At 61.2% G+C, this 19,349-nt stretch carries 12 protein-coding genes and 2 pseudogenes; all 14 read right to left on the bottom strand.

Annotated features, from left to right (window positions below):
• Positions 1–5: 5 nt before the first annotated feature.
• The 14 genes and pseudogenes from HT737_RS23565 to flgG all read right to left on the bottom strand — a co-directional run bounded on the left by HT737_RS23565 (position 6) and on the right by flgG (position 19,324).
• The gene (locus HT737_RS23565) at positions 6–1,076 is read right to left on the bottom strand and encodes a class I SAM-dependent methyltransferase (protein ID WP_047292498.1); all 1,071 of its coding nucleotides are present in this window, start codon (positions 1,074–1,076) and stop codon (positions 6–8) included.
• Entirely contained in the window at positions 1,073–1,924 is an 852-nt protein-coding gene (locus HT737_RS23560; protein ID WP_182404120.1) for an NAD(P)-dependent oxidoreductase, read from the bottom strand. The genes HT737_RS23565 and HT737_RS23560 overlap by 4 nt, the downstream gene beginning before the upstream one ends.
• A pseudogene (locus HT737_RS23555) lies at positions 1,921–3,148 on the bottom strand (methyltransferase domain-containing protein). Before HT737_RS23555 ends, HT737_RS23560 begins: the two are co-directional and overlap by 4 nt.
• Positions 3,145–3,706, bottom strand: a pseudogene (rfbC, locus tag HT737_RS23550) (dTDP-4-dehydrorhamnose 3,5-epimerase). The pseudogenes HT737_RS23555 and rfbC overlap by 4 nt, the downstream one beginning before the upstream one ends.
• Positions 3,703–4,785, bottom strand: a complete 1,083-nt coding sequence (gene rfbG, locus HT737_RS23545) for a CDP-glucose 4,6-dehydratase (RefSeq protein ID WP_182404119.1) — start codon at positions 4,783–4,785, stop codon at positions 3,703–3,705. The pseudogene rfbC and the gene rfbG overlap by 4 nt, the downstream one beginning before the upstream one ends.
• Positions 4,767–5,540 (bottom strand): glucose-1-phosphate cytidylyltransferase, encoded by a 774-nt coding sequence (gene rfbF / locus HT737_RS23540; protein WP_095139348.1) that lies wholly within the window; start codon positions 5,538–5,540, stop codon positions 4,767–4,769. The genes rfbG and rfbF overlap by 19 nt, the downstream gene beginning before the upstream one ends.
• Positions 5,541–5,795: 255 nt before the next feature.
• A complete protein-coding gene (locus tag HT737_RS23535; RefSeq protein ID WP_121184313.1) occupies positions 5,796–7,802 on the bottom strand; it encodes a calcium-binding protein in 2,007 nt (668 codons plus the stop codon).
• A gap of 220 nt (positions 7,803–8,022) precedes the next feature.
• Complete coding sequence (locus HT737_RS23530) at positions 8,023–11,616, bottom strand: glycosyltransferase (RefSeq protein WP_182404118.1); 3,594 nt, start codon at positions 11,614–11,616, stop codon at positions 8,023–8,025.
• Between the two features lie 109 nt (positions 11,617–11,725).
• Positions 11,726–13,297 carry a flagellar hook-associated protein 3 gene (locus HT737_RS23525; protein WP_047292481.1) on the bottom strand — a complete coding sequence of 524 codons (1,572 nt, stop codon included), beginning with the start codon at positions 13,295–13,297 and terminating at the stop codon, positions 11,726–11,728.
• A gap of 13 nt (positions 13,298–13,310) precedes the next feature.
• Positions 13,311–15,356 (bottom strand): flagellar hook-associated protein FlgK, encoded by a 2,046-nt coding sequence (gene flgK, locus HT737_RS23520; RefSeq protein ID WP_182404117.1) that lies wholly within the window; start codon positions 15,354–15,356, stop codon positions 13,311–13,313.
• Between the two features lie 21 nt (positions 15,357–15,377).
• Entirely contained in the window at positions 15,378–16,664 is a 1,287-nt protein-coding gene (gene flgJ, locus HT737_RS23515) for a flagellar assembly peptidoglycan hydrolase FlgJ (protein ID WP_182404116.1), read from the bottom strand.
• 11 nt (positions 16,665–16,675) lie between these two features.
• Entirely contained in the window at positions 16,676–17,764 is a 1,089-nt protein-coding gene (locus HT737_RS23510) for a flagellar basal body P-ring protein FlgI (protein WP_161794916.1), read from the bottom strand.
• A gap of 27 nt (positions 17,765–17,791) precedes the next feature.
• Positions 17,792–18,487: a flagellar basal body L-ring protein FlgH gene (gene flgH / locus HT737_RS23505; RefSeq protein ID WP_007965503.1), complete on the bottom strand. Its 696-nt coding sequence runs from the start codon at positions 18,485–18,487 to the stop codon at positions 17,792–17,794.
• 51 nt (positions 18,488–18,538) lie between these two features.
• A complete protein-coding gene (gene flgG / locus HT737_RS23500; protein WP_003222804.1) occupies positions 18,539–19,324 on the bottom strand; it encodes a flagellar basal-body rod protein FlgG in 786 nt (261 codons plus the stop codon).
• Positions 19,325–19,349 lie beyond the last annotated feature (25 nt).

Raw genomic sequence — 19,349 nt, 5'->3', positions numbered from 1 at the left:
AAGGGTCACTGGAACGAAGCGCTGTCAACGGCGTGATAGACGTAACGTCCACCGGTCATCCGCTTGATTTCTTCGAGGTAATTGGAGTTCATCACAAACAGGTTGGCGCCTTCGGGCAAGGCGTCCATGGCCTCTTGCGGCGAGGACACCCGCGCGCCGCTCAGTGGCAGATAACGTCCCTGCTTGGCGGGGTTGATATCCACCACGCGATCCACCGCGACACCCGCGCGCTGCAGGAACAGCGAATAGATCACGCCTTTGGACGACGCGCCCCAGATCGCCGAACCCTGTTCAGGTGCGGACTGGATGATCTGCACTGCACGCTCAAGGCTCGCCGTGAAACCGTCCGGCAGCGTCAGGCGTGGCACCGGTTGTTCCGGGGTCAGGCGCAACGTCGAAAGGTCGGCGACGATGTACAGGTACTGGCCGCCAAACAGGTGGCCGGCCTCGTGCACGGTGCCGAACATCCGGCGCAGGTCATCGAGGCGGAAATAATTGACGTGCTCGTAGAACAGGTCGAACCACGCTTTGTGCTCGAGGATCCAGTCGAAGCACGGCACTTCGATGTAGATCTGCCCGCCTTGGTTGGCTTCGGCGATCACCGACAGGAAGCTGACCGGGTCTTCGATGTGTTCCAGCACATGACGCAGCACGATGGCGTCCGCGGCCAGGCCGAGACCTCGGGTGAACGGCGCCTTGATTACGTCGGCGTTTTCGCCTTCGTAGGCCGGATCAATCCCGGTGATCGAATAACCGAGGCCCTTGAGCAGCTCAAGAAAGTAGCCCTTGCCGCAGCCGACTTCGATCAGCTCCCGGCCCTTGAAGTGTTTGGCGATGATGCCTTCGACGTCGCTCAGGTGCTTCTGGAACTGGCCCGAATGGGCCTGTTCGTTCTGATAGTCGGCGTCATAGCTGAGCTTGTCGGCATCGAACGCGGCGTTGAAGATCAGGCCGCTGCGCTCATCCTGCACCAGCAACATGTCGGCGCTGGCCGACGCCTTTGCCGATTCAGGGTCGGCAAAGGTGCGGTTCTGCAACACCGGCAGGTCGGTGACCCGATACAACTCGTGCCTCATTGCGGCTCTCCCAGTAGCTGTTGCAAACGCTCGGTCACGGCCCAGAACGCCATCGGTTCATGGCTCGGATAGGGGTAATGGCCGAGGTTCAGATTCAGTGCCGCACCGCGCTCGCGCAGACGTTGTTCAACCAGTGCGCGCACCGATACCGGCTGGCCGCTGGCGCAATTGATCACGCCATTGAAATCACGTTGGTGCAGGATCGCGGCGAGGTAATCAGCAGCGCTGGCGATCGGCAAAAAGTCCCGCAGCTGCTCGCCGCCAGACATGTTGAATGACGCGTCGCCGCTATCGATCGCCCGATCCAGCGCTGCCAGCAGACTGTTGGGGTTCTGCCCTTCGCCATGCAAATAGAACAGGCGCGCCCACTGCAAAGTGAACGGATGTTCTTGCGCAAGGTTCTGCAAAAACAGGTGCAAGGTGTGCTTGGCCAACCCGTAAGGATTGCTCGGCTGCGGCTCGACGCTTTCGCTGAGCGGGCCGCTTTGCATGCCGTACTCGAAGCAGGTGCCGGTCACCAGCACTTGCTTCACACCCGCTTCGACCGCGCCTTTGATAAAGCGGTAGTCGGCCATCAGGTTGTGCTCGAAATGGAACAGCGCCCGATAGTTCGGCAACCCCGGCCAGGCCAGGTGCGCGAGGACGTCAATACCGTCGGTGAGCGCCGCCATGTCGAGATCCGACGCGTGAATATCCGCCGCGACGAATTCGACGTCGCTGATCCACGGCATGCTCGCAGCCGTATCTGTATTGCGCGCCACCGCGCGCACGGCGCAGCCACGCGCCAGCAACGCCGCGACCAGATGCCGACCGACGAAGCCCGTGGCCCCGGTGACCAGGACTTTCACAGGACTTTCATCTCAGGCACGGCGATCACGAAGCGCCCGTCCCACTGACGCACCTGCGCCAGTTGCTGACTGACTTCGTGCAGCAGGTTCCACGGCAACACCAGCACGTAGTCCGGTTTTTCGCTGTCGATCTGCGTCGGCGCGACAATTGGAATACGACTGCCCGGCAAAAACTTGCCCTGCTTGTGCGGGTTGGCATCGGCCACCCACGCCAGCAGATCCGGTTTGACCCCGGCGTAGTTGAGCAAGGTGTTGCCCTTGGCTGCCGCGCCATAACCGACCACACGCTTGCCCTCGGCCTTGGCCTGCAACAGGAAGCGCAGCAGTTCATGTTTGATGCGTTCGGCAGCCGGCGCGAGGGTCGCGTAGTACTCAGGGGTTTTCACCCCGGCATCCAGTTCGGCCTGCAACTGTTGCTGCACCGCTGGCTGCACCGCACGACGCTCACCGCCCTGGCGCTGCACGAACACCCGCAGCGAACCGCCGTGGGTGCTCAACTGACTGACGTCGAACACTTCCAGACCATTGCGCTCGCACAAAAGTCTGCACCGCGGTCAGCGACAGGTAGGAATAGTGTTCGTGGTACAGCGTGTCGAACTGCGCGCCGGCCATCAGCGTCAGCAGTTGCGGAAATTCGAAGGTAGCGACGCCGGTCGGCTTGAGCAGCGTGGCAAAACCACCGAGGAAATCATTGATGTCCGGCACATGCGCGAGCACGTTGTTGGCGGCCATCAGGTCGGCGCCCCAGCCTTCGCTGTGCAGTTGCGCAGCGCTGTCGCGACCGAAGAACACTTCACGAATCTGCAGGCCCTTTTCCCGCGCCGCTTGCGCGGTGCTGCGGGTCGGCTCGACACCCAGGCACGGGATGCCGCGAGCAGCGACGTACTGCAGCAGATAACCATCGTTGGCGGCGACTTCCACTACGCGGCTTTCGGCGTTCAGGCTAAAGCGCTCGACCATCTCGGCGACATAGCATTCGGCATGGGCCAGCCAGGTGCTGGAGAACGAACTGAAGTAGGCGTACTCGGCGTCGAAGAGGCTGTCGGCGCGGGTGTAATCCTCGGTCTGCACCAGCCAGCATTGCTGGCACACGGCGACCTTCAGCGGCACCCATTGCTCGGCCTGTTCCAGGCGCTCGGCGTGCACGTAGGCGTTGGACGGTGGCGAGGTGCCGAGGTCGATCAGCGGCAGGCTCAGCGGTGCGGCGCACCCACGGCAGTTCATAGACGCACTCCGGCAAAGTGTTGATCAAGCGCGGGATGGCTGGAATCCCGCGCTGACAAATTATTGACAGGCAACGGCCAGGCAATCGCCAGCCGTGGATCGTTCACCGACAAGCCGCCCTCATGCTCCGGCGCGTAATCGGCGCTGTGCAGGTAAAGCAGTTCGGCGTCATCGGTCAGGGTCTGGAAACCGTGGGCGAAGCCGGCCGGGATCAACAGGCTGCGACCATCGCCAGCCTTGAGGTGCTCGGCGTGCCAGTGCAGAAAGGTCTCGGAATCCGGACGCAGATCCACCGCCACGTCCCACACTTCACCGCGCAGGCAGGTGATCAGCTTGGCTTCCGGCGCATTGGCATTCTGGTAATGCAGACCGCGCACGCTGCCCTTTTTCACGGGTGCAGGAATGGTTGATCTGGCGGATATGAAATTCGCGGCCGAACGCGCTCAGGCTGCCTTCGCAGAACAGCCGGGCGAAATGCCCGCGCTGATCTTCGAAGCGTTTGTGCTGGACGCTGAACAGCCCGGCCAGCGGCAACGGTTTCAAGGAAAACTCGCTCACAGCGCGCCTCGGTACAGGTTCAGTTGGCCGAGAGTGACGTTGCGCATGTCATCGCCGTTCTGCCACGCCAGGTGCCAGTCGAGGGTCTGCGTCAGGCATTGCTGCAAGGTCCAGCGTGGCTGCCAGCCGAGTACCTGACGGGCGCGACTGCTGTCCAGACGCAACAGACCGGCCTCGTGCAATTCGCTTTTCTCAATGCGCAAACCGCGTGCCTGTGGCCAGCGACTGGCGAGCAGTTCGACCACTTCGCCGACGCTGCACATGTCCACCTCGCCCGGGCCGAAGTTCCACGCCCCGGCGTATTCCGGGCCTTGTTCGTAGAGGCCGGCAGCCAGTTGCAGGTAACCGGCCAGCGGTTCCAGCGCGTGTTGCCACGGGCGCACGGCTTGCGGGTAACGCAAGGTCACCGGCTCGTCGGCAGTCCAGGCCTTGAGCACGTCGGGAATCAACCGCTCAGGGGCGAAGTCACCGCCACCCAAGACGTTGCCGGCGCGCGCGGTGGCCAAGGCCAGACCGTGTTCAGCGTACTTGTCGGCCGGGAAAAACGACGCGGCGTAAGACTGCGCCAACAGTTCGCAGCAAGCCTTGCTGCTGCTGTAGGGATCGTGGCCGCCGAGGGCTTCGTCCTCGCGGTACGGCCACAGCCATTCCTTGTTGGCGTAGACCTTGTCGGTCGTCACCAGCACGCAGGCGCGCACGCAACCGACCTGACGAATCGCTTCGAGCAGGTTCAGCGTGCCCATGACGTTGCTGGAATAAGTGCCCAGCGGGTCGCGATAGCCTTCACGCACCAGTGGCTGCGCAGCCAGGTGCAGAACGATCTCCGGCTCGGTGTCGGCAATGATCTCCAGCAACGCGCCGAGATCGCGCAGATCACCGCGTTGATCGTTGATCCCTTCGTGAACCCGCGCCAGTTCATACAGGCTCGGTTCGGTCGACGGATCCAGCGAAAAACCGCTGACTTGCGCGCCGAGGCTTTGCAGCCACAGGGTCAGCCAACTGCCCTTGAAACCGGTGTGACCGGTGACCAGTACGCGCTTGCCGCGCCAGAAATCCGCACTCAGGCCCATTGCTTCCATGGGGCCTCCCCGCTCTGCCACAGCGCTTCGAGGTGGTTCTTGTCGCGCAGGGTGTCCATCGGATGCCAGAAGCCTTCGTGTTCGAAGGCGTTGAGCTGTTCATCCTCTGCCAGACGCGCCAGCGGCTCGGCCTCCCAGGTGGTTTCATCGCCAGCGATGTAGGACAGGACTTTGGGTGACAGCACGAAGAAGCCGCCGTTGATCCAGCCACCGTCGCCGCGCGGTTTCTCGGTGAAACCCAGCACCTGATCGCCCTGCCGCTCGAGGGCGCCGTAACGTCCCGGCGGCTGCACCGCGGTGACGGTTGCCAGGCGACCGTGGGCTTTGTGGTAATCGACGAGTTGAGCAATGTTGATGTCGGAAACACCGTCGCCGTAGGTGAAGCAGAACGCCTCTTCATCCTTGAGGTAACGCCCGGCACGCAGCAGACGGCCACCGGTCATGGTTTCCTCGCCGGTGTCGATCAGGGTGACGCTCCACGGCTCGCTGTAGTTCTGGTGCACGTCCATGCGGTTGTTGCGCATGTCGAACGTGACGTCGGAGGTGTGCAGGAAGTAGTTGGCGAAGAAGTCTTTGATCGCATAGCCCTTGTAGCCCAGGCAGATCACGAAGTCGTGAATTCCGTGAGCGGAATACTGCTTCATGATGTGCCAGAGAATTGGCTTGCCGCCGATCTCGATCATGGGCTTGGGCTTGAGGTGCGACTCTTCACTGATGCGCGTGCCGAGGCCACCCGCCAAAATAACTGCCTTCATCGTCTCCCCTCTCGTTCGTCACCGGGCTGCGCATGGCTTGGTTGAGCGATGCGGGCCGTCTGGCTAACCCTTTTGCCGCCTGCGGCGCCGCTGCGATGACCGCGAGCGCTCGTTTTATGGCGATTTGAGGGGGACTTGCAGGAAACGCGCCAGCTCCGCGAGCGCTGCGTCGGGTGCGCCGTAAGGCATGAAAAAAGGGATGAATCCAGCAGCGGATTCATCCCTTTCATTGCGTTGCATCAACAGATCGAGTGATCAGCCGAACATGGCGAACCCATCAACCGTCGCCGGCAGGTCGTAGACCTGGCCGTCGGCAGTCTGCAGGTGCTCGATGTTGTTGAACCCGGCGTACCATCCCGCCAGTTTCACGCCGTTGTCCGGCACACCGGCGCTGCCGTCGTTGGCACCATGCAGATAGGCGTCGTCACCGATGCGGGTGACGTTCAACTGGCTGATATTGGCGATGGTGTTCAGGATCAGGGTGTCGTTGAGATCCCAGCCCTCGTCCTGAATCGATACCAGCCCGGTGCTGTTCACAATGTAGGTATCGTCACCCATACCGCCCAGTGCGGTGCCGCCAGTACCGGACTGCCCCTGAAGATTGAGGTTCAGCACGTCGTTGCCACTGCCACCTGACAACAGATAACTGTTGCCGGTGCCGGTGAGCACGTCAAAACCGTCATCACCAAAGGCACTGCCGTTGTGGACCGTGATGGTGTCACTGCCTTGTCCACCGTCCGCCACAGTGCCCAGGTCATTCGCAGCACTAACGATGACGTCATCGCCGTTGCCGCCGAACAATTTGTCAGCCTGCGCCGCGTCGCCGTCGAGACCGGACTTCAGCCCGCCATAGAGATGATCGTTGCCATCGTTGCCGTTCAGGGTATCGTCACCACTGCTGCCTTCCAGAATCGTATCTTCCCTGTTGGCACCCAGCTCATCGTTAAAATGACTGCCACGCAAGCCTTCGACATCGTAATGCGTGTCACCGTCAGCCGTGCCGTTCTGGCCGATTCTCCACAGCGTGGCCACCACACCCGTGTCGCTGTCCTCATAGCTGACGATGTCCGTTCCCGCGCCGCCCACGAAGACATCCCGTCCAGCGCCACCGTAGAACAGGTCATCGCCGCTGCCGCCGAAGATGTAGTTGTCGGAATCATTGCCATAACCGGTGAAATCGGCTGTACCGGTGTAGGTCATTTTCTCGATGAACGGGTCCATCTTCATGACCGACAGGCTGGTGTACAGCTCGTCAAACCCCATGCCTGATTCTGTCTCGACGATGGTCACACCCTCGCTGTTGATCGTGTAGACGTCGCTGCCCCAGCCACCTTCGAAGGTCACGCCGCCCGAGTTGGCAGTGAAGTGATCGTCCAGGTTAGTCCCGACAACCTTTTCCACATTGATCAAGGTGTCGCCCTCGGCGTAACCGCCGGAACCGAAGCCCTTGCCATCACGAAACTCGATGCTGACCGCATCGTTGGAACGGCTGTAATCGACGGCGTCAAAGCCATCGGCACCGTCCATGACCATTGCGCTTGCGCCGGCAAAGATCACATCGTTGAAATTCGAACCCTGCACGGCCTCGATGCTCGAGTAGGTATCGCCGAATGCAATACCAGTGGCGCCCCAAATGCTCGAGAGCTCGATACTGACGCCTTCAAGGCTGTCGGTGTAGCTGACGGTGTCGAAGCCCTCGCCGCCAATGAACTGATCGCCGCCGTCGCCACCCCACAGCCAGTCATTACCGGCGCCGGCAATGATCACGTTGTGCTCGGCATTGCCGTAGCCCTTGAAGTCGCCGGTTCCGGTGAAGGTCATTTTGTCGAGGAACGGGTCCATCTTCTGGATGTTAACGCTGGTGCGCAACTCGTCGTAGCCGCCGCGCTCGTCTTCGATGATCGTCACGCCCTCACTGCCGATGATGTAAACGTCATCCCCGCCACTGCCTTCCAGCGTGACGCCGGAAACCGAACTGGCAAGGGTGTCATCGAGGAAGCTGCCGACCACTTTTTCGATGGCAACCAGCGTGTCAATGGAACCATCTGCCTTCGTGACGCTGGCAAGCCCTTGGCGGATATCGACGCTGACGCCCGAAGACATGATTCGATAATCCACAGAATCAAAACCCTCGCCACCATCCAACAGATCGGCTCCGGCAGTCCCCCAGATCTGATCATCCGATTCCAGTCCGAAGAGCTCGTCGTTGCCTTCACTGCCGCTCATGACATCGGCTTCACTCGTCCCATAAATCACTGCCATTTGCTTCTTCCTTGCATTGTTGTTGAATCCGGAAACCTGCCTCCCGGTAACAAGCCGATCACGCCAGCAGCAACCGTCCGAGGTCAGCGAATAGAGAAGTATCGACAGGAAAAGCGCTATGCTTGAGGCTCTGCGGTAAAAAAGTGTCGATACTGATACAAACAGGATATTGAAGACGCAAAAAAGGCGACTCGAAAGTCGCCTTTTTCAGCAGTGCCGGTCAATCCGCCAGCCAGCCGTTTTCCCAATAGCGCAGGTTGTCGCCCCGCAGTACGTAGTCGCGCAATACGATTTCTCGCAGTTCATCGCCCATGCGATAGCTCGCATCGGGATCGGCCAGGTGCATGCGGATCGCCTGCAGCCATTCATCGGTGCTGTTGGTCTTGACCCGGGTGCACGGCAGGTAGCCGCGATAGGCCTCGGTATCGGTGCAGATCACCGGGTAACCGCAGGCGCCGTACTCCAGCAGACGCAGGTTGCTCTTGCAGTCGTTGAAGATGTGGAATTCCAGTGGTGCCAGCGCCAGATCGAGATTCAGGCTTGCCAGTTTGGCCGGGTACACTTCCAACGGGATTACCCCGTGGAATTCATGCATGTACGGACGCAGATCATCCGGGCACATGCCGAAGAACACCCAGTCGACTTCATTGGCCAGCTCACGCACGACATCGGCGATCACCGCCAGGTCGCCGTGGTGACTGGTCCCCCCGCCCCAGCCGACCCGTGGTTTTTTCGACGTGCGGCGCTGGCTGCGCAAGTCAGTCCACAAGTTGCGCGCGAGCATATTGGGGACGACGCGAATATCGTGGTGCATGTCCGACAACGCATTGGCCAGTGGCTGGGTCGATACCACCACGCGATCACACAGGTTGATCGCACTGCGCACCATCCGCGCCATTTCCTGTTTATTGGGCATGTTGCGAATATGCGCATTGCGATGGGGAACGTCGATCACATAATCATCGAGTTCAAAAATGCGCCGGGCGTGGCAGAACTTCTTCAGCGGCGGAATTTCATCGATGGCACTTTGCGAATAACGCCCTTGCAGAACAATCACGTCCGGGGACTGACGCTCGATATCAATGATCGACGGCAGGCCATAGCAAATCCGCCCTTCAGCGCGGTTGGCCGCTTCCAGTTCAATCAGCGGCTGGCTCATGCGGTAGTGACCGATGGCCGAGGCGTTGATCGGCACGGCAAGCACGTTCGGCAACTGCGCCCGGGAAAATGCACTCCAGCCCGTACGCAGGCCCGGCTCCAGACTGAAGCTCGTCGCACCGACACCCTGCAACGACAAATTGACGTTGAAGGCCGGATCACGGGCAATGCGCGGCAACCAGCGCTGATAGAAGGTTTCCTGCTCCTGAAGCTGCAGTTGCTCCTCTTCTGCCGTCGCCTGGACACTGGGGCGTGCGCCCAGCGCCAGCAAGGCATAAGGAGTCCACACCACCAGATATCCTTCCTGACCAATCCGCAGGCACAGATCCACGACATTCAGCGCCTGTTTCAGCGCTTGCTCATCAAGACCGGCGACAGACTCGTAAACCGCCTTGCGCACCATCAGGCAATCGCCACCGACGGCACTCAGGTCATGGACCGCTTGCAGCCGGAACATGTAACCATCCGAATGCAACGACTGACCATAGAACGGCAAACCCACTGCACCTTGCAGACCAAGTATCAGACCCGCGTGCAGCACGCACCCATCAGGATTGAACAGCTTGGCGCCGACCACGCCGACTTCCGGGCGCTGCGCATGATTGAGCAGTTCGTCGAGCCAGTCGGCCTGGGTAATTACCGCAAACGAATTGAGCAGCAGCACGTATTCACCACGCGCCTGCCCTACCGCAAAATTATGCAGCGCCGCCGCGTTGCCCTGCTGCGGGTAGTTCAGGACACGAATCCGCTCGCCGCCCAGCTGCGCCATGCCGTCCAGCCAGGCCCGCGCCTCGTGGCTTTCACTGCCGTTGTCGACCAGCAACAACTCGTACTCGGAGTAAGCGGTCTTCTCCAACAGCGTCTCGACGCAGCGCTGCAAGGCAGCCGTCTGATCCTTGGTCACAATAATGATCGACACCAGCGGACGCCGGACATGGTGATAGTCGACACGATTGAGCAGCTCGGAACTGCCACGGCGGATCTCATGGGCAATCCCCAAGCGCTGCAGATGGGCCTCGAGTACACGCGGATTTTGCTCGATGACCGCCGGAGCGGCGAGCCAGGCGGACAGATCGAATGGCGATTGCAGCAGAACTTCGGCGACATGTCCGACCACCTGCGTACCGTCACTTTCGACCATGCGCCACAGCACGTCGTGGGGGGCCAACTCGGCAAACGTCGCCGCGAACCCGCCCAGCGCCAGAAAGCGTTCGCGCTTGAACGCCAGCGCGCGACCGACGTACGGGTAACTGCGCAGCAGGTCGAGGTTGAAATCCGGCTTGAACGCAGGCTCCGCCGATTCGCCGTTGCGCAGGCTGCCTTCATCGCTGTACAGACACGTCAGCGCCGCAGAATGGGCGATGCGCTCGGCCATGATCAACAACGCCGGCACCACCGGACGATCGCCGGCCTGCAACAGGTAGAACCAGTCGGCCCCTTCCAGTTGCGGCAACAACGCATTGATCTGCTCCAGTCCGTCGTCCTGCAACGGCATGCGGAACACTCGACCATCGAGCTCGGCCTCGGAACAGGCAGTGGACAGCACCAGAATCAGTTCCGGCAGATAATCCTGTGCGGCAAGCGCCTCCAGCGTGCGCTCGACGCCGTCGCGACTGCCGTCGCGATCGATGACGATCGGTACGATGCGCGGCTGATGCGACCAGCCAGCCAGGGTCTCCGGCAGCAACTTGCGCTGCCCCTCGGTGAGCACCCGGCACTCCAGCCATTGCGCGTAAAGCTCGGCAAAACTCCAGCTGTCGATGCCGACACACCACTCCTGCCGACTCTGCTTGGTACCCAGGGTGCGGCTCAGGGGCAACTCCTCCCAGACCCGTGGCGCCTCATCAACCTTGGTCAGTGGGATGTAGCGAACCCAGCCCGGGGCAGGCGCAGATTCGCCGCTGCGCGCCTTGAGCATTTGCAGAATCCACTCGCGCTCGACTTCAACCGCATCTTTCATCGACTGCTGGGCGCTCAGGCGCTCCGGGTACAGACGCTCGGCACTGAGCACATTGTTGGACACCGCCACATTGCCGCGCCGCATCAGACAGACGAACAGCGCGAAATCCAGGGTTGCCACAAAACAGTGGCCTTCCTGAGTCAACGCCGGCAGCAACTCGACAAGATCTTCCCGGCGGAACAGCGCATTGGTGAACCCACCCAGCACATTGACCGGAAATTTTTCAAAGATGCCCAGCAGGTCGTCACCCTTGAACAAGCCACTGAGCGGAGACAGCGAAGTGTTTTCCAGACGCGCCGGAAGAATGATGTCGTCAGCGTCCCAGAACAGACGCTGAGCCAGCACCAGTCGGACTTCCTCACGCACCATTTCCTGCGCTTGCTGTTCAACACAGGCGGCGTAGAGATGGTCGTCGTCGCACAGAAATTTGACCAATTGGCCCTGCGCCTGTTCCAGGCAGGCCTTGAGATTGCCGACCATGCCCAGGGTGCGCGGATTGCGTACGTAACGCACGGCGACGCCGGACTGCTCGACTACCGCCGCAACGATGGCTTCAATCTCGCGGCCGCGGCTGTCGTCGCAAACGATGATTTCGAGTTGGCCATAAGTCTGGCTCACCGCACTGTTCAACGTCCGCTCGAAGAAGCGCGGATTGAAGGCGGGAATGACCAGACTGACGAGAGGAAGTGAATTCACGGCGGGCTCACAGGCGGTACGAGCCCGCTCGGTAAAGCGAGCCCATGAAACCGCAAAAAAACATTAACTGAGGGACGAGACAAACGGGCACCGAGGCGCCCGTCCAACGTCAGATCTTGTTGAACAGACCCAACTGACTGATCTTGCTGAACGCCAGTTGCGAGGCTTGCAGCATGGTCTGTTGCAACGTCAGGCGGGTCATCACCTCGGCCGGATCCGAATCACGGATCGAACCCTGAGTCGTGGTGTTGGCCTGGATCAGGCTCTGGTTGGTGGTGTCCTGGTCATCCAGCGACTGACCGCGCGCACCGATCGAGGTCACGGCGGCGCCAATCTGGTTGGAGGCGCTGTCGATGTTGCTCAACGCCGACTCCATGGCCCCCTGGAATTGCTGTTTGACCACCGGATCACCGTCGACCGGCAGGTTCAGCGCCGTGACCATCTGGCCCAGGGTGTCGAGCACGTTCTGGGTCTGGTGGTTGTTGGACTGGATCGAGAACTGATCGCCCGCGCCCGGCGTACCGCCAATGGCGAAGGTCACACCGGCGGCCGTGGCGTTACCGCCGACCATGGTGCCCGACGACACCGGCTTGCTGTCGGCGGTAACAGGTGCCGCGTACAGGTCGAAATCGGTGGCGCTGGTGAACTTCAGCACTGCCCCGCCGCCCGACGGGAAGGCTGCGCTGTAGGCTGCCTGGTTGGTGACGCTGGAGCCGGTGATGACGGCAGTCGACGGGTTGCCCGGGCTGCGCGCGGTGGTGAACGAGTCAGGCGTGGCCGACAGTTGGAAGCTGTGACCGGCGATTACCGCGTCCGGGTTGGTGTCACCGGCCTTGAGGTTGATGTTCAACTTCATGTCGACGCCACGGAAGCTGACCGTCTGGTTGGCACCATTGCTGTTGCTGATCAGGCCGTTCTGGCTGGCCTCGGACGTCACGTCGTTGCCCAGGGCATCGGTGATTTTCAACTGCGTGCTGCTGATGAAATCCACGGTGTATGGCTGGCCCGCCGTGAACTTGGCGTTGTAGGTCGCCGCGGTGCCAACCGTACCGTTGGACAGCACCACACGACCGTCATCCACCGCCGGAGCGGTCATGTTGGTCTGCGTACGGCTGGTGTTGATGGTCTGCTGGAACGCATCCCAACCGGTGGTGTTGGTCGCGACCGACATACCGTCACCAATGCCCAGGTTGATCTGGGTCTGGTCACCGTTGTAGGTGTAGGTGCCGTCGACGTTTTGCGAGTACGGCGCGGTATCGGTCTTGGAACCGGAGAACAGATAGTTGCCGTTGGCATCCTTGGAGTTCATCAGGCCCAGCACTTGTTGCTGGATCTGGCTCAGTTCTGCCGCATAGGCCTTGCGGTTGTCGTCGGTGGCGATACCGTTGTTGGCCGCCAGGCCGATTTCCTTGGCGCGCTGCAAAGCTGTAGTGATGGAGTTCAGAGTGGACTCCTGCACGGTCAGCGCACTCTTGGTGGTGTCGATGTTGCCCTGATACTGGTCGAGCATCGCACTTTGCTGACCCAGCTTGAGCAGACGACCGGCGCCGATCGGATCGTCGGCAGCGGTGTTGATGCGCTGCAGGCTGCTCGCTTCGTTGGCGGTCGCGACCGTCTTGCTGTAGTTGCGCTGATATTGAGCAGCTTGCGTCGCGTAATACTGGGCGGTGGAAATGCGCATGAATTACGACTCCTTAAAGACTGTTGATCAGCGTGGCGAAAGTTTCCTGCGCAGCTTTGATGATCTGCGAAGACGCTGTGTAGTACTGCTGATACTTGACCAGGTTACCGGTCTCTTCATCGAGGTTGACCTGGGACAGCGAATCACGCGCGCCCTTGGCCTGATCGAGGATCACCGAGGTGGCGTCGTTGTCGGACTTGCTCTGCGCAGCCTTGGTACCGACGTTGGTCACCAGTTTGTTGTAGGCGTCGGTCAGGCTGATGCCTTTGCTGCCGCTGCCGGTGTCCACGGTCTGTTTGGTCTGCAGGCCAACCAGTGCCTGGGCGTTGCGGTTGTCCGAAGAGGCCGCGCCGGTCAGGTTGATGGTGAAGGTTTCGCCGGATTTTGGTGTCGCCCCCACGGTGGTCTGCACAGTGAAAGTCTTCTGCACGTTCGGCGTGACCGTGGTGTCCATCACCGGAGCACCGGAGGAGTCGACCATGCCGACCTTGAGGTTCAAGGTGTTGGCCTGCCCCGGCACGATGGTGCCCGAACCGATGGTGTTGCCCTTGGCGTCGACCATGTTGTACGACTGGCTGCCACTGGCGACCGCACCGAACACCAGCTTGACCGGCGTTGAATATTTGAGCGCATTTTGCAACTCGGTCTGCGACGCCGGGTTGTAGATGTCGACGGTGTCGGTCAGCGTCGGCTGGGTGTAGGTACCGGAATTGTTGGCACTGGCCACGCCGGTCAACGGCGCTGCCGCCGCGACTTTCTTCGGATCGGTCAATACGGTCTGAATCGAGCTCGCCGCGTTACGGGTCGGGGTCACCTTGAAGGTGTCGCCCGCGCTCAGGGCGCCGCCGTTGAGGGCCAGGGTGAAACCGTCAATCACAGGTGGCGGCGAGGTCGTGGTGCTGAACGAGCCCATGTCAGTGCCATCGGAGCGCTTGACCGAATAATTGGTGGCGCTGGTGAAGGTCACCTGATAATCGCTGGTGGTCAGCTTGCCGGTGTCCTTGATTGTGACATCGAGGTTGCCAGAGCCGGCGCTGTTGCCAGACTGCGCAATGCTGCGCTGGCTGATCAGCGCGGCACTGTTGATGTTGTTGAAAATCGCTGCACCGAAGTCACCGTTCTTGTCGATGCCCTGGGCTTGCTGGCTGTTGACCTGATCGGCCACCACCAGCGCGACACGACCCAGCTCGTTGAGCGATGGATCGAGCACTTCTTTGCGATAGGTCAGCAGACCACCGATTTCGCCACCGCTCATGGCCGAGGTGATGTCGATGACGCTTGAGCCACGGTCCATTTGAATGGCCATGCGCGTCGGATCGTCCTTGCTCGGCACGGTGCTTAGGGTGTTGGTGGTGTTGCCGATCACCAGCGGTTGGCCGGTGCCGATGTACACATCAAAACTGGTACCCCGTTCAACGACCTGCGCGCCGGTCAGCTCGGAGAGCTGGCGCACGGCTTCGTTACGGCTGTCGAGCAAATCGTTCGGCTGACCGCCGCTGGTGGAAATCTCGCCGATCTTCTGGTTGAGATTGGCAATCGAGGTGGCCAGTTTGTTCACTTGCGACGTCATGTCCGCAAGGTTGCCGTTGATCGTGGTGTTCTGATCGTTCAGCTGTTTGGCCAGGGCATTGAAACGGCTGGTCAGCGCCTGCGCACCGGTCAGCACCGACTGACGGGAGGTGTCGTCCGTGGCCGAGGTCGCCACGCCCTGCATCGAGGTGAAGAACTTCTGCAGCACACCGGTCAGGCCGGTGTTGGTGTCGGACATCGAGGCATCCAGCGCAGTGGCCTGGGCACCGTACGCAGCCGCTTCGCTATTGAGCGAGGTGGCGGTATGCAGCTGGTTTTCGAGGTAAGAGTTGTAGACCCGGCGCACGTCGGCCAGGGTCGTCCCCGTCCCGATGAAGACGTTGCCGAACTGCTGCGAGGACTTGGTGCTCTGCACGGTTTGCTGGCGTGAATAACCGGCGGTGTCGACGTTGGCAATGTTGTTACCTGTGGTCGCGAGAGAGGAAGAACTCGCGGACAACCCCGACATCCCGATATTGAGCAAACTCATGATTCAAACCTTACCGTGTGTTTATAGAGGCGTCGTTGAAACGCCGGCCGCAGCGTAGTTTTCGAAACTGTTCATCTGCTTGGCTATCTGCGAAATCTTCGTCGCGTAGTTCGGGTCGGTCGCGTAACCGGCCTTTTGCAACTCGCGTACAAACTGTTCTGGGTTATCGGCCGACTTCACCACATCTTGATAGCGATTGTTGGTCTGCAGCAAAGTCACCAGATCGTGGAAACTGTCCTTGTACGAGGCATAGGAACGGAACTGCGCCGTCTCCTTGACCATCTGCCCGTTGCGGAACTCGCTGGTGATCGCCCGGGCCGAATCGCCAGTCCAGTTGCTGCTGGCCTTGATGCCGAACAGGTTGTGGCTGCTGCTGCCATCCTGGGCACGCATGACCGATTTGCCCCAGCCGGTTTCCAGTGCGGCTTGTGCCACCAGATAACGCGGATCGACGCCAATACGCGCGGCGGCTTCCTTGGCCATCGGCAGCATGGTGTTGACGAATTCATCGGCGGAGCTGAACGCGCGCTTGGCCGGCGCCAGCGGAATCTGCGCCATCGCCCGGCCGTAAATCTGCATCTGCCCGCCGGACGCCTTGGCGTCTTCGGCACGGGTCAGCCAGTCGCCGTTGTACAGCGGACCGGCGCCGGTGGTGGCCGTCGTCGTAGACCGTTGTGGCAAGGCATTGGTGACGGCCGACGTGGCGGAAGGCACCAGACCGGCGAGCAAACGATCGGCCAGTTTCGGCGGCAGGGCCAGACGACGCTTGTTGATCATGGCCATGTCATTGCTGTGCGAGGCTTCGGTCGTGGCGACACGCCCGGAACGCGACGCCCACAACGGACGCTCGCCATTGAGGCGCGATAACGGCCCGTGGGTGGCGGTCGTGCCGGCGGCAATTGGCGTTTGCACCGCAGCCGCTTTCGCCGCCTCTTGCTTGGCGGCGGATGCGGCCGCCGCCTCACCTGGCGCCAGCGGTTTATTCCTCGACATCTGCTTCATCAGCACGTCGGCCAGACCGATACCCCCGCCCTCACGGGACAGCGAGACCGCCAGTTGCTGGTCGTACATTTCCTGATATTGCTTGGCCGCCGGGGTGTTCATCGGGTTGTCTTTACCCAACGCCTCGGTGGCCGAACGCATCGACTTGAGCATTTCACCAAGGAACAGCGATTCGAATTCCTGCGCCACCTTGCGCATGTTCGCATCGCTGTTCTTGTCGCCGACCTTGAGCTGGTTCAGACGATTGAGGTCGGAGTACGAACCCGAATCGCCCGTGCCCACCAGACTGCCTTTGCGCATATCCATGGTCGCCGTCCTCAGATCACGATCAGGTCGGCTTGCAACGCACCGGCCTGCTTCAGAGCTTCGAGAATGGCCATCAGGTCACCCGGTGCCGCGCCCACCTGGTTCACTGCCCGCACGATCTCGTCGAGGGTAGTGCCCGGGCCGAACTTGAACATCGGCTTGGCTTCCTGCTGGGCGTTGACCCGCGAGCGTGGCACCACGGCCGTCTGCCCATTGGACAACGGACCCGGCTGACTGACGATCGGGTCTTCGGTGATGGTCACGGTCAGGCTGCCGTGGGTCACGGCGGCCGGCGAAACTTTCACGTTCTGACCGATGACGATGGTGCCGGTGCGCGAGTTGATGATGACTTTTGCCACCGCCTGACCCGGGTCGACTTCGAGGTTCTCCAGGATCGACAGATAGTCGACACGCTGGCTCGGGTCGAGCGGCGCCGTCACACGAATCGAGCCACCGTCGATGGCTTGCGCCACGCCAGGGCCGAGCATGTCGTTGATCTTGTCGACGATGCGCTTGGCGGTGGTGAAGTCGGAGCGGTTGAGGTTCAGCGTCAGGCTGTTGCCCTGGTTGAAACCGCTCGGTACCGAACGTTCTACCGAAGCACCGCCCGGAATACGACCGGCCGACGGAACGTTGACGGTGATCTTCGAACCGTCACGCCCTTCGGCATCGAAACCGCCGACCACCAGGTTGCCCTGAGCAATGGCGTAGACGTTGCCGTCGATACCTTTGAGCGGGGTCAGCAACAGGGTGCCGCCGCGCAGGCTCTTGGAGTTACCGATCGAAGACACGGTGATGTCGACCTGCTGACCCGGTTTGGCGAACGCCGGCAGATCGGCACTCACCGACACCGCCGCGACGTTTTTCAACTGCACGTTGCCCGACCCAGGCGGCACCTTGATGCCGAACTGCGAGAGCATGTTGTTGAAGGTCTGCAGGGTGAACGGGGTTTGCGTCGTCTGGTCGCCAGTGCCGTTAAGCCCGACCACCAGGCCATAACCGATCAATTGGTTGGAACGCACGCCGGAGATGCTGGCGATATCTTTCAGCCGCTCGGCGTGGGCACCAAAGGCTGCGGACAACAGGGCCGCCGCCAGCATGAGGCTCTTGAAATTCAAAGTCGCCACCTAGAAAGGGAACAGCGGGCTGAGGAAGAAACGGTCGAACCAGCCTGGCTGACTCGCATCGGCAAACGAACCGGTGCCCGAGTAGGTGATGCGCGCATCGGCGACACGGGTCGACGACACGGTGTTGTCGGTGGCGATGTCATCGGCACGCACCAGACCTGCGATCCGCACCAGCTCGTCGCCGGTGTTGAGGGTCATCCACTTCTCGCCGCGCACGGCGATGATGCCGTTGGGCAGCACGTCGGCCACGGTCACGGTGATCGAGCCGGTCAGGGTGTTGCCCTGCGCGGCCTTGCTGTCGCCCTTGGTCGCGCGGTCGCCGCTGTAGCCGACGTCGAGGCTCAGGTCATTGCCACCCAACGGGTTGTTGGTGGTGCCACTGCCGCCGAACAGCGAGGTCAGGCCGATGCCGGTCTTGCTGTTCTTGGCCACCTGGGAGTTGGCGTTCTTGCTCGCCTGAGTCTTCTCGTTCAGGGTGATGGTGATGATGTCACCAACGCGGAACGCCTTGCGGTCGCTGTACAGGTTTTGCTCGAAGCCGGCCTGATAGATCGAGCCGTTGTTGGCCGCCGCCGGCAGTGGCGTGCGCGGCAACACCGGAGCGTAGTAAGGGTCATTGGGCTTGGGCGTCGGTGCGACGCAGCCCGCGAGCGAGACGACCCCACCCAATGCCAGAACAGATACGAAGCGTTTCATGACCCTACCTCACGGTGTTGCTGGCGGCCTCAGGCCGCCCCATAGACTTGATTACAGATTCTGCGTTACGAACGAGAGCATCTGGTCGGCGGTGGAGATCACCTTGGAGTTCATCTCGTAGGCGCGCTGAGTGGTGATCATGTTGACCATCTCTTCAACCGTGCTGACGTTGGAACCTTCCAGGGTGTTCTGCAGCGTGGTACCGAAACCGTTCAGGCCCGGGGTGCCGATTTGCGGCGCGCCGGAAGCAGCGGTTTCCAGGAACAGGTTGTTGCCCACCGCCTGCAGACCGGCCGGGTTGATGAAGTCGGCGGTTTGCAGGTTGCCGATCACCTGAGCGGCCGGGTTGCCTGGCACAGTGATCGACACGGTGCCGTCGGTGCCGACGGTGAAGCTCTGGGCGTTGTTCGGGATGACGATGGCCGGCTCCAGGGCGAAACCGCTGGCGTTGACGATCTGGCCATTGGAATCGAGGTGGAAAGTACCGTCACGGGTGTAGGACGTGGTGCCGTCCGGCTGCAGGATCTGGAAGAAACCGCGACCGTCGATGGCCATGTCCAGCGGCTGCTCGGTGGTTTGCAGGCTGCCGGCGGTGAAGTTTTTCTGGGTGCCGACGATGCGCACACCGGTACCCAGTTGCAGACCCGATGGCAGTTCGCTGTCCTGGGTCGACTGGGCGCCTGGCTGACGCTTGATCTGATACAGCAGGTCCTGGAACTCGGCACGGTCACGCTTGAAACCCGTGGTCGAGACGTTCGCCAGGTTGTTGGAAATGGTGGTCAGGTTGGTGTCCTGGGCGGACAGACCGGTTTTGGCAACCCATAGAGCCGGAAGCATTCGATTCTCCTCGTGCGCCTGTTTT

The sequence above is a fragment of the Pseudomonas sp. MD195_PC81_125 genome (genome assembly GCF_014060985.1).
GTDB lineage: Bacteria > Pseudomonadota > Gammaproteobacteria > Pseudomonadales > Pseudomonadaceae > Aquipseudomonas > Aquipseudomonas parakoreensis.
This window is presented reverse-complemented; position numbering and strand designations above follow the sequence as displayed.

What these genes read in the sequence shown, in the direction of transcription:
- flgK (WP_182404117.1), bottom strand. Translation starts at nt 15,356, where the DNA reads ATGAGTTTGCTCAATATCGGGATGTCGGGGTTGTCCGCGAGTTCTTCC.
- rfbF (WP_095139348.1), bottom strand. Translation starts at nt 5,540, where the DNA reads ATGAAGGCAGTTATTTTGGCGGGTGGCCTCGGCACGCGCATCAGTGAA.
- HT737_RS23525 (WP_047292481.1), bottom strand. Translation starts at nt 13,297, where the DNA reads ATGCGCATTTCCACCGCCCAGTATTACGCGACGCAAGCTGCTCAATAT.
- rfbG (WP_182404119.1), bottom strand. Translation starts at nt 4,785, where the DNA reads ATGGAAGCAATGGGCCTGAGTGCGGATTTCTGGCGCGGCAAGCGCGTA.
- flgH (WP_007965503.1), bottom strand. Translation starts at nt 18,487, where the DNA reads ATGAAACGCTTCGTATCTGTTCTGGCATTGGGTGGGGTCGTCTCGCTC.
- flgG (WP_003222804.1), bottom strand. Translation starts at nt 19,324, where the DNA reads ATGCTTCCGGCTCTATGGGTTGCCAAAACCGGTCTGTCCGCCCAGGAC.
- HT737_RS23510 (WP_161794916.1), bottom strand. Translation starts at nt 17,764, where the DNA reads ATGCTGGCGGCGGCCCTGTTGTCCGCAGCCTTTGGTGCCCACGCCGAG.
- flgJ (WP_182404116.1), bottom strand. Translation starts at nt 16,664, where the DNA reads ATGGATATGCGCAAAGGCAGTCTGGTGGGCACGGGCGATTCGGGTTCG.
- HT737_RS23535 (WP_121184313.1), bottom strand. Translation starts at nt 7,802, where the DNA reads ATGGCAGTGATTTATGGGACGAGTGAAGCCGATGTCATGAGCGGCAGT.
- HT737_RS23565 (WP_047292498.1), bottom strand. Translation starts at nt 1,076, where the DNA reads ATGAGGCACGAGTTGTATCGGGTCACCGACCTGCCGGTGTTGCAGAAC.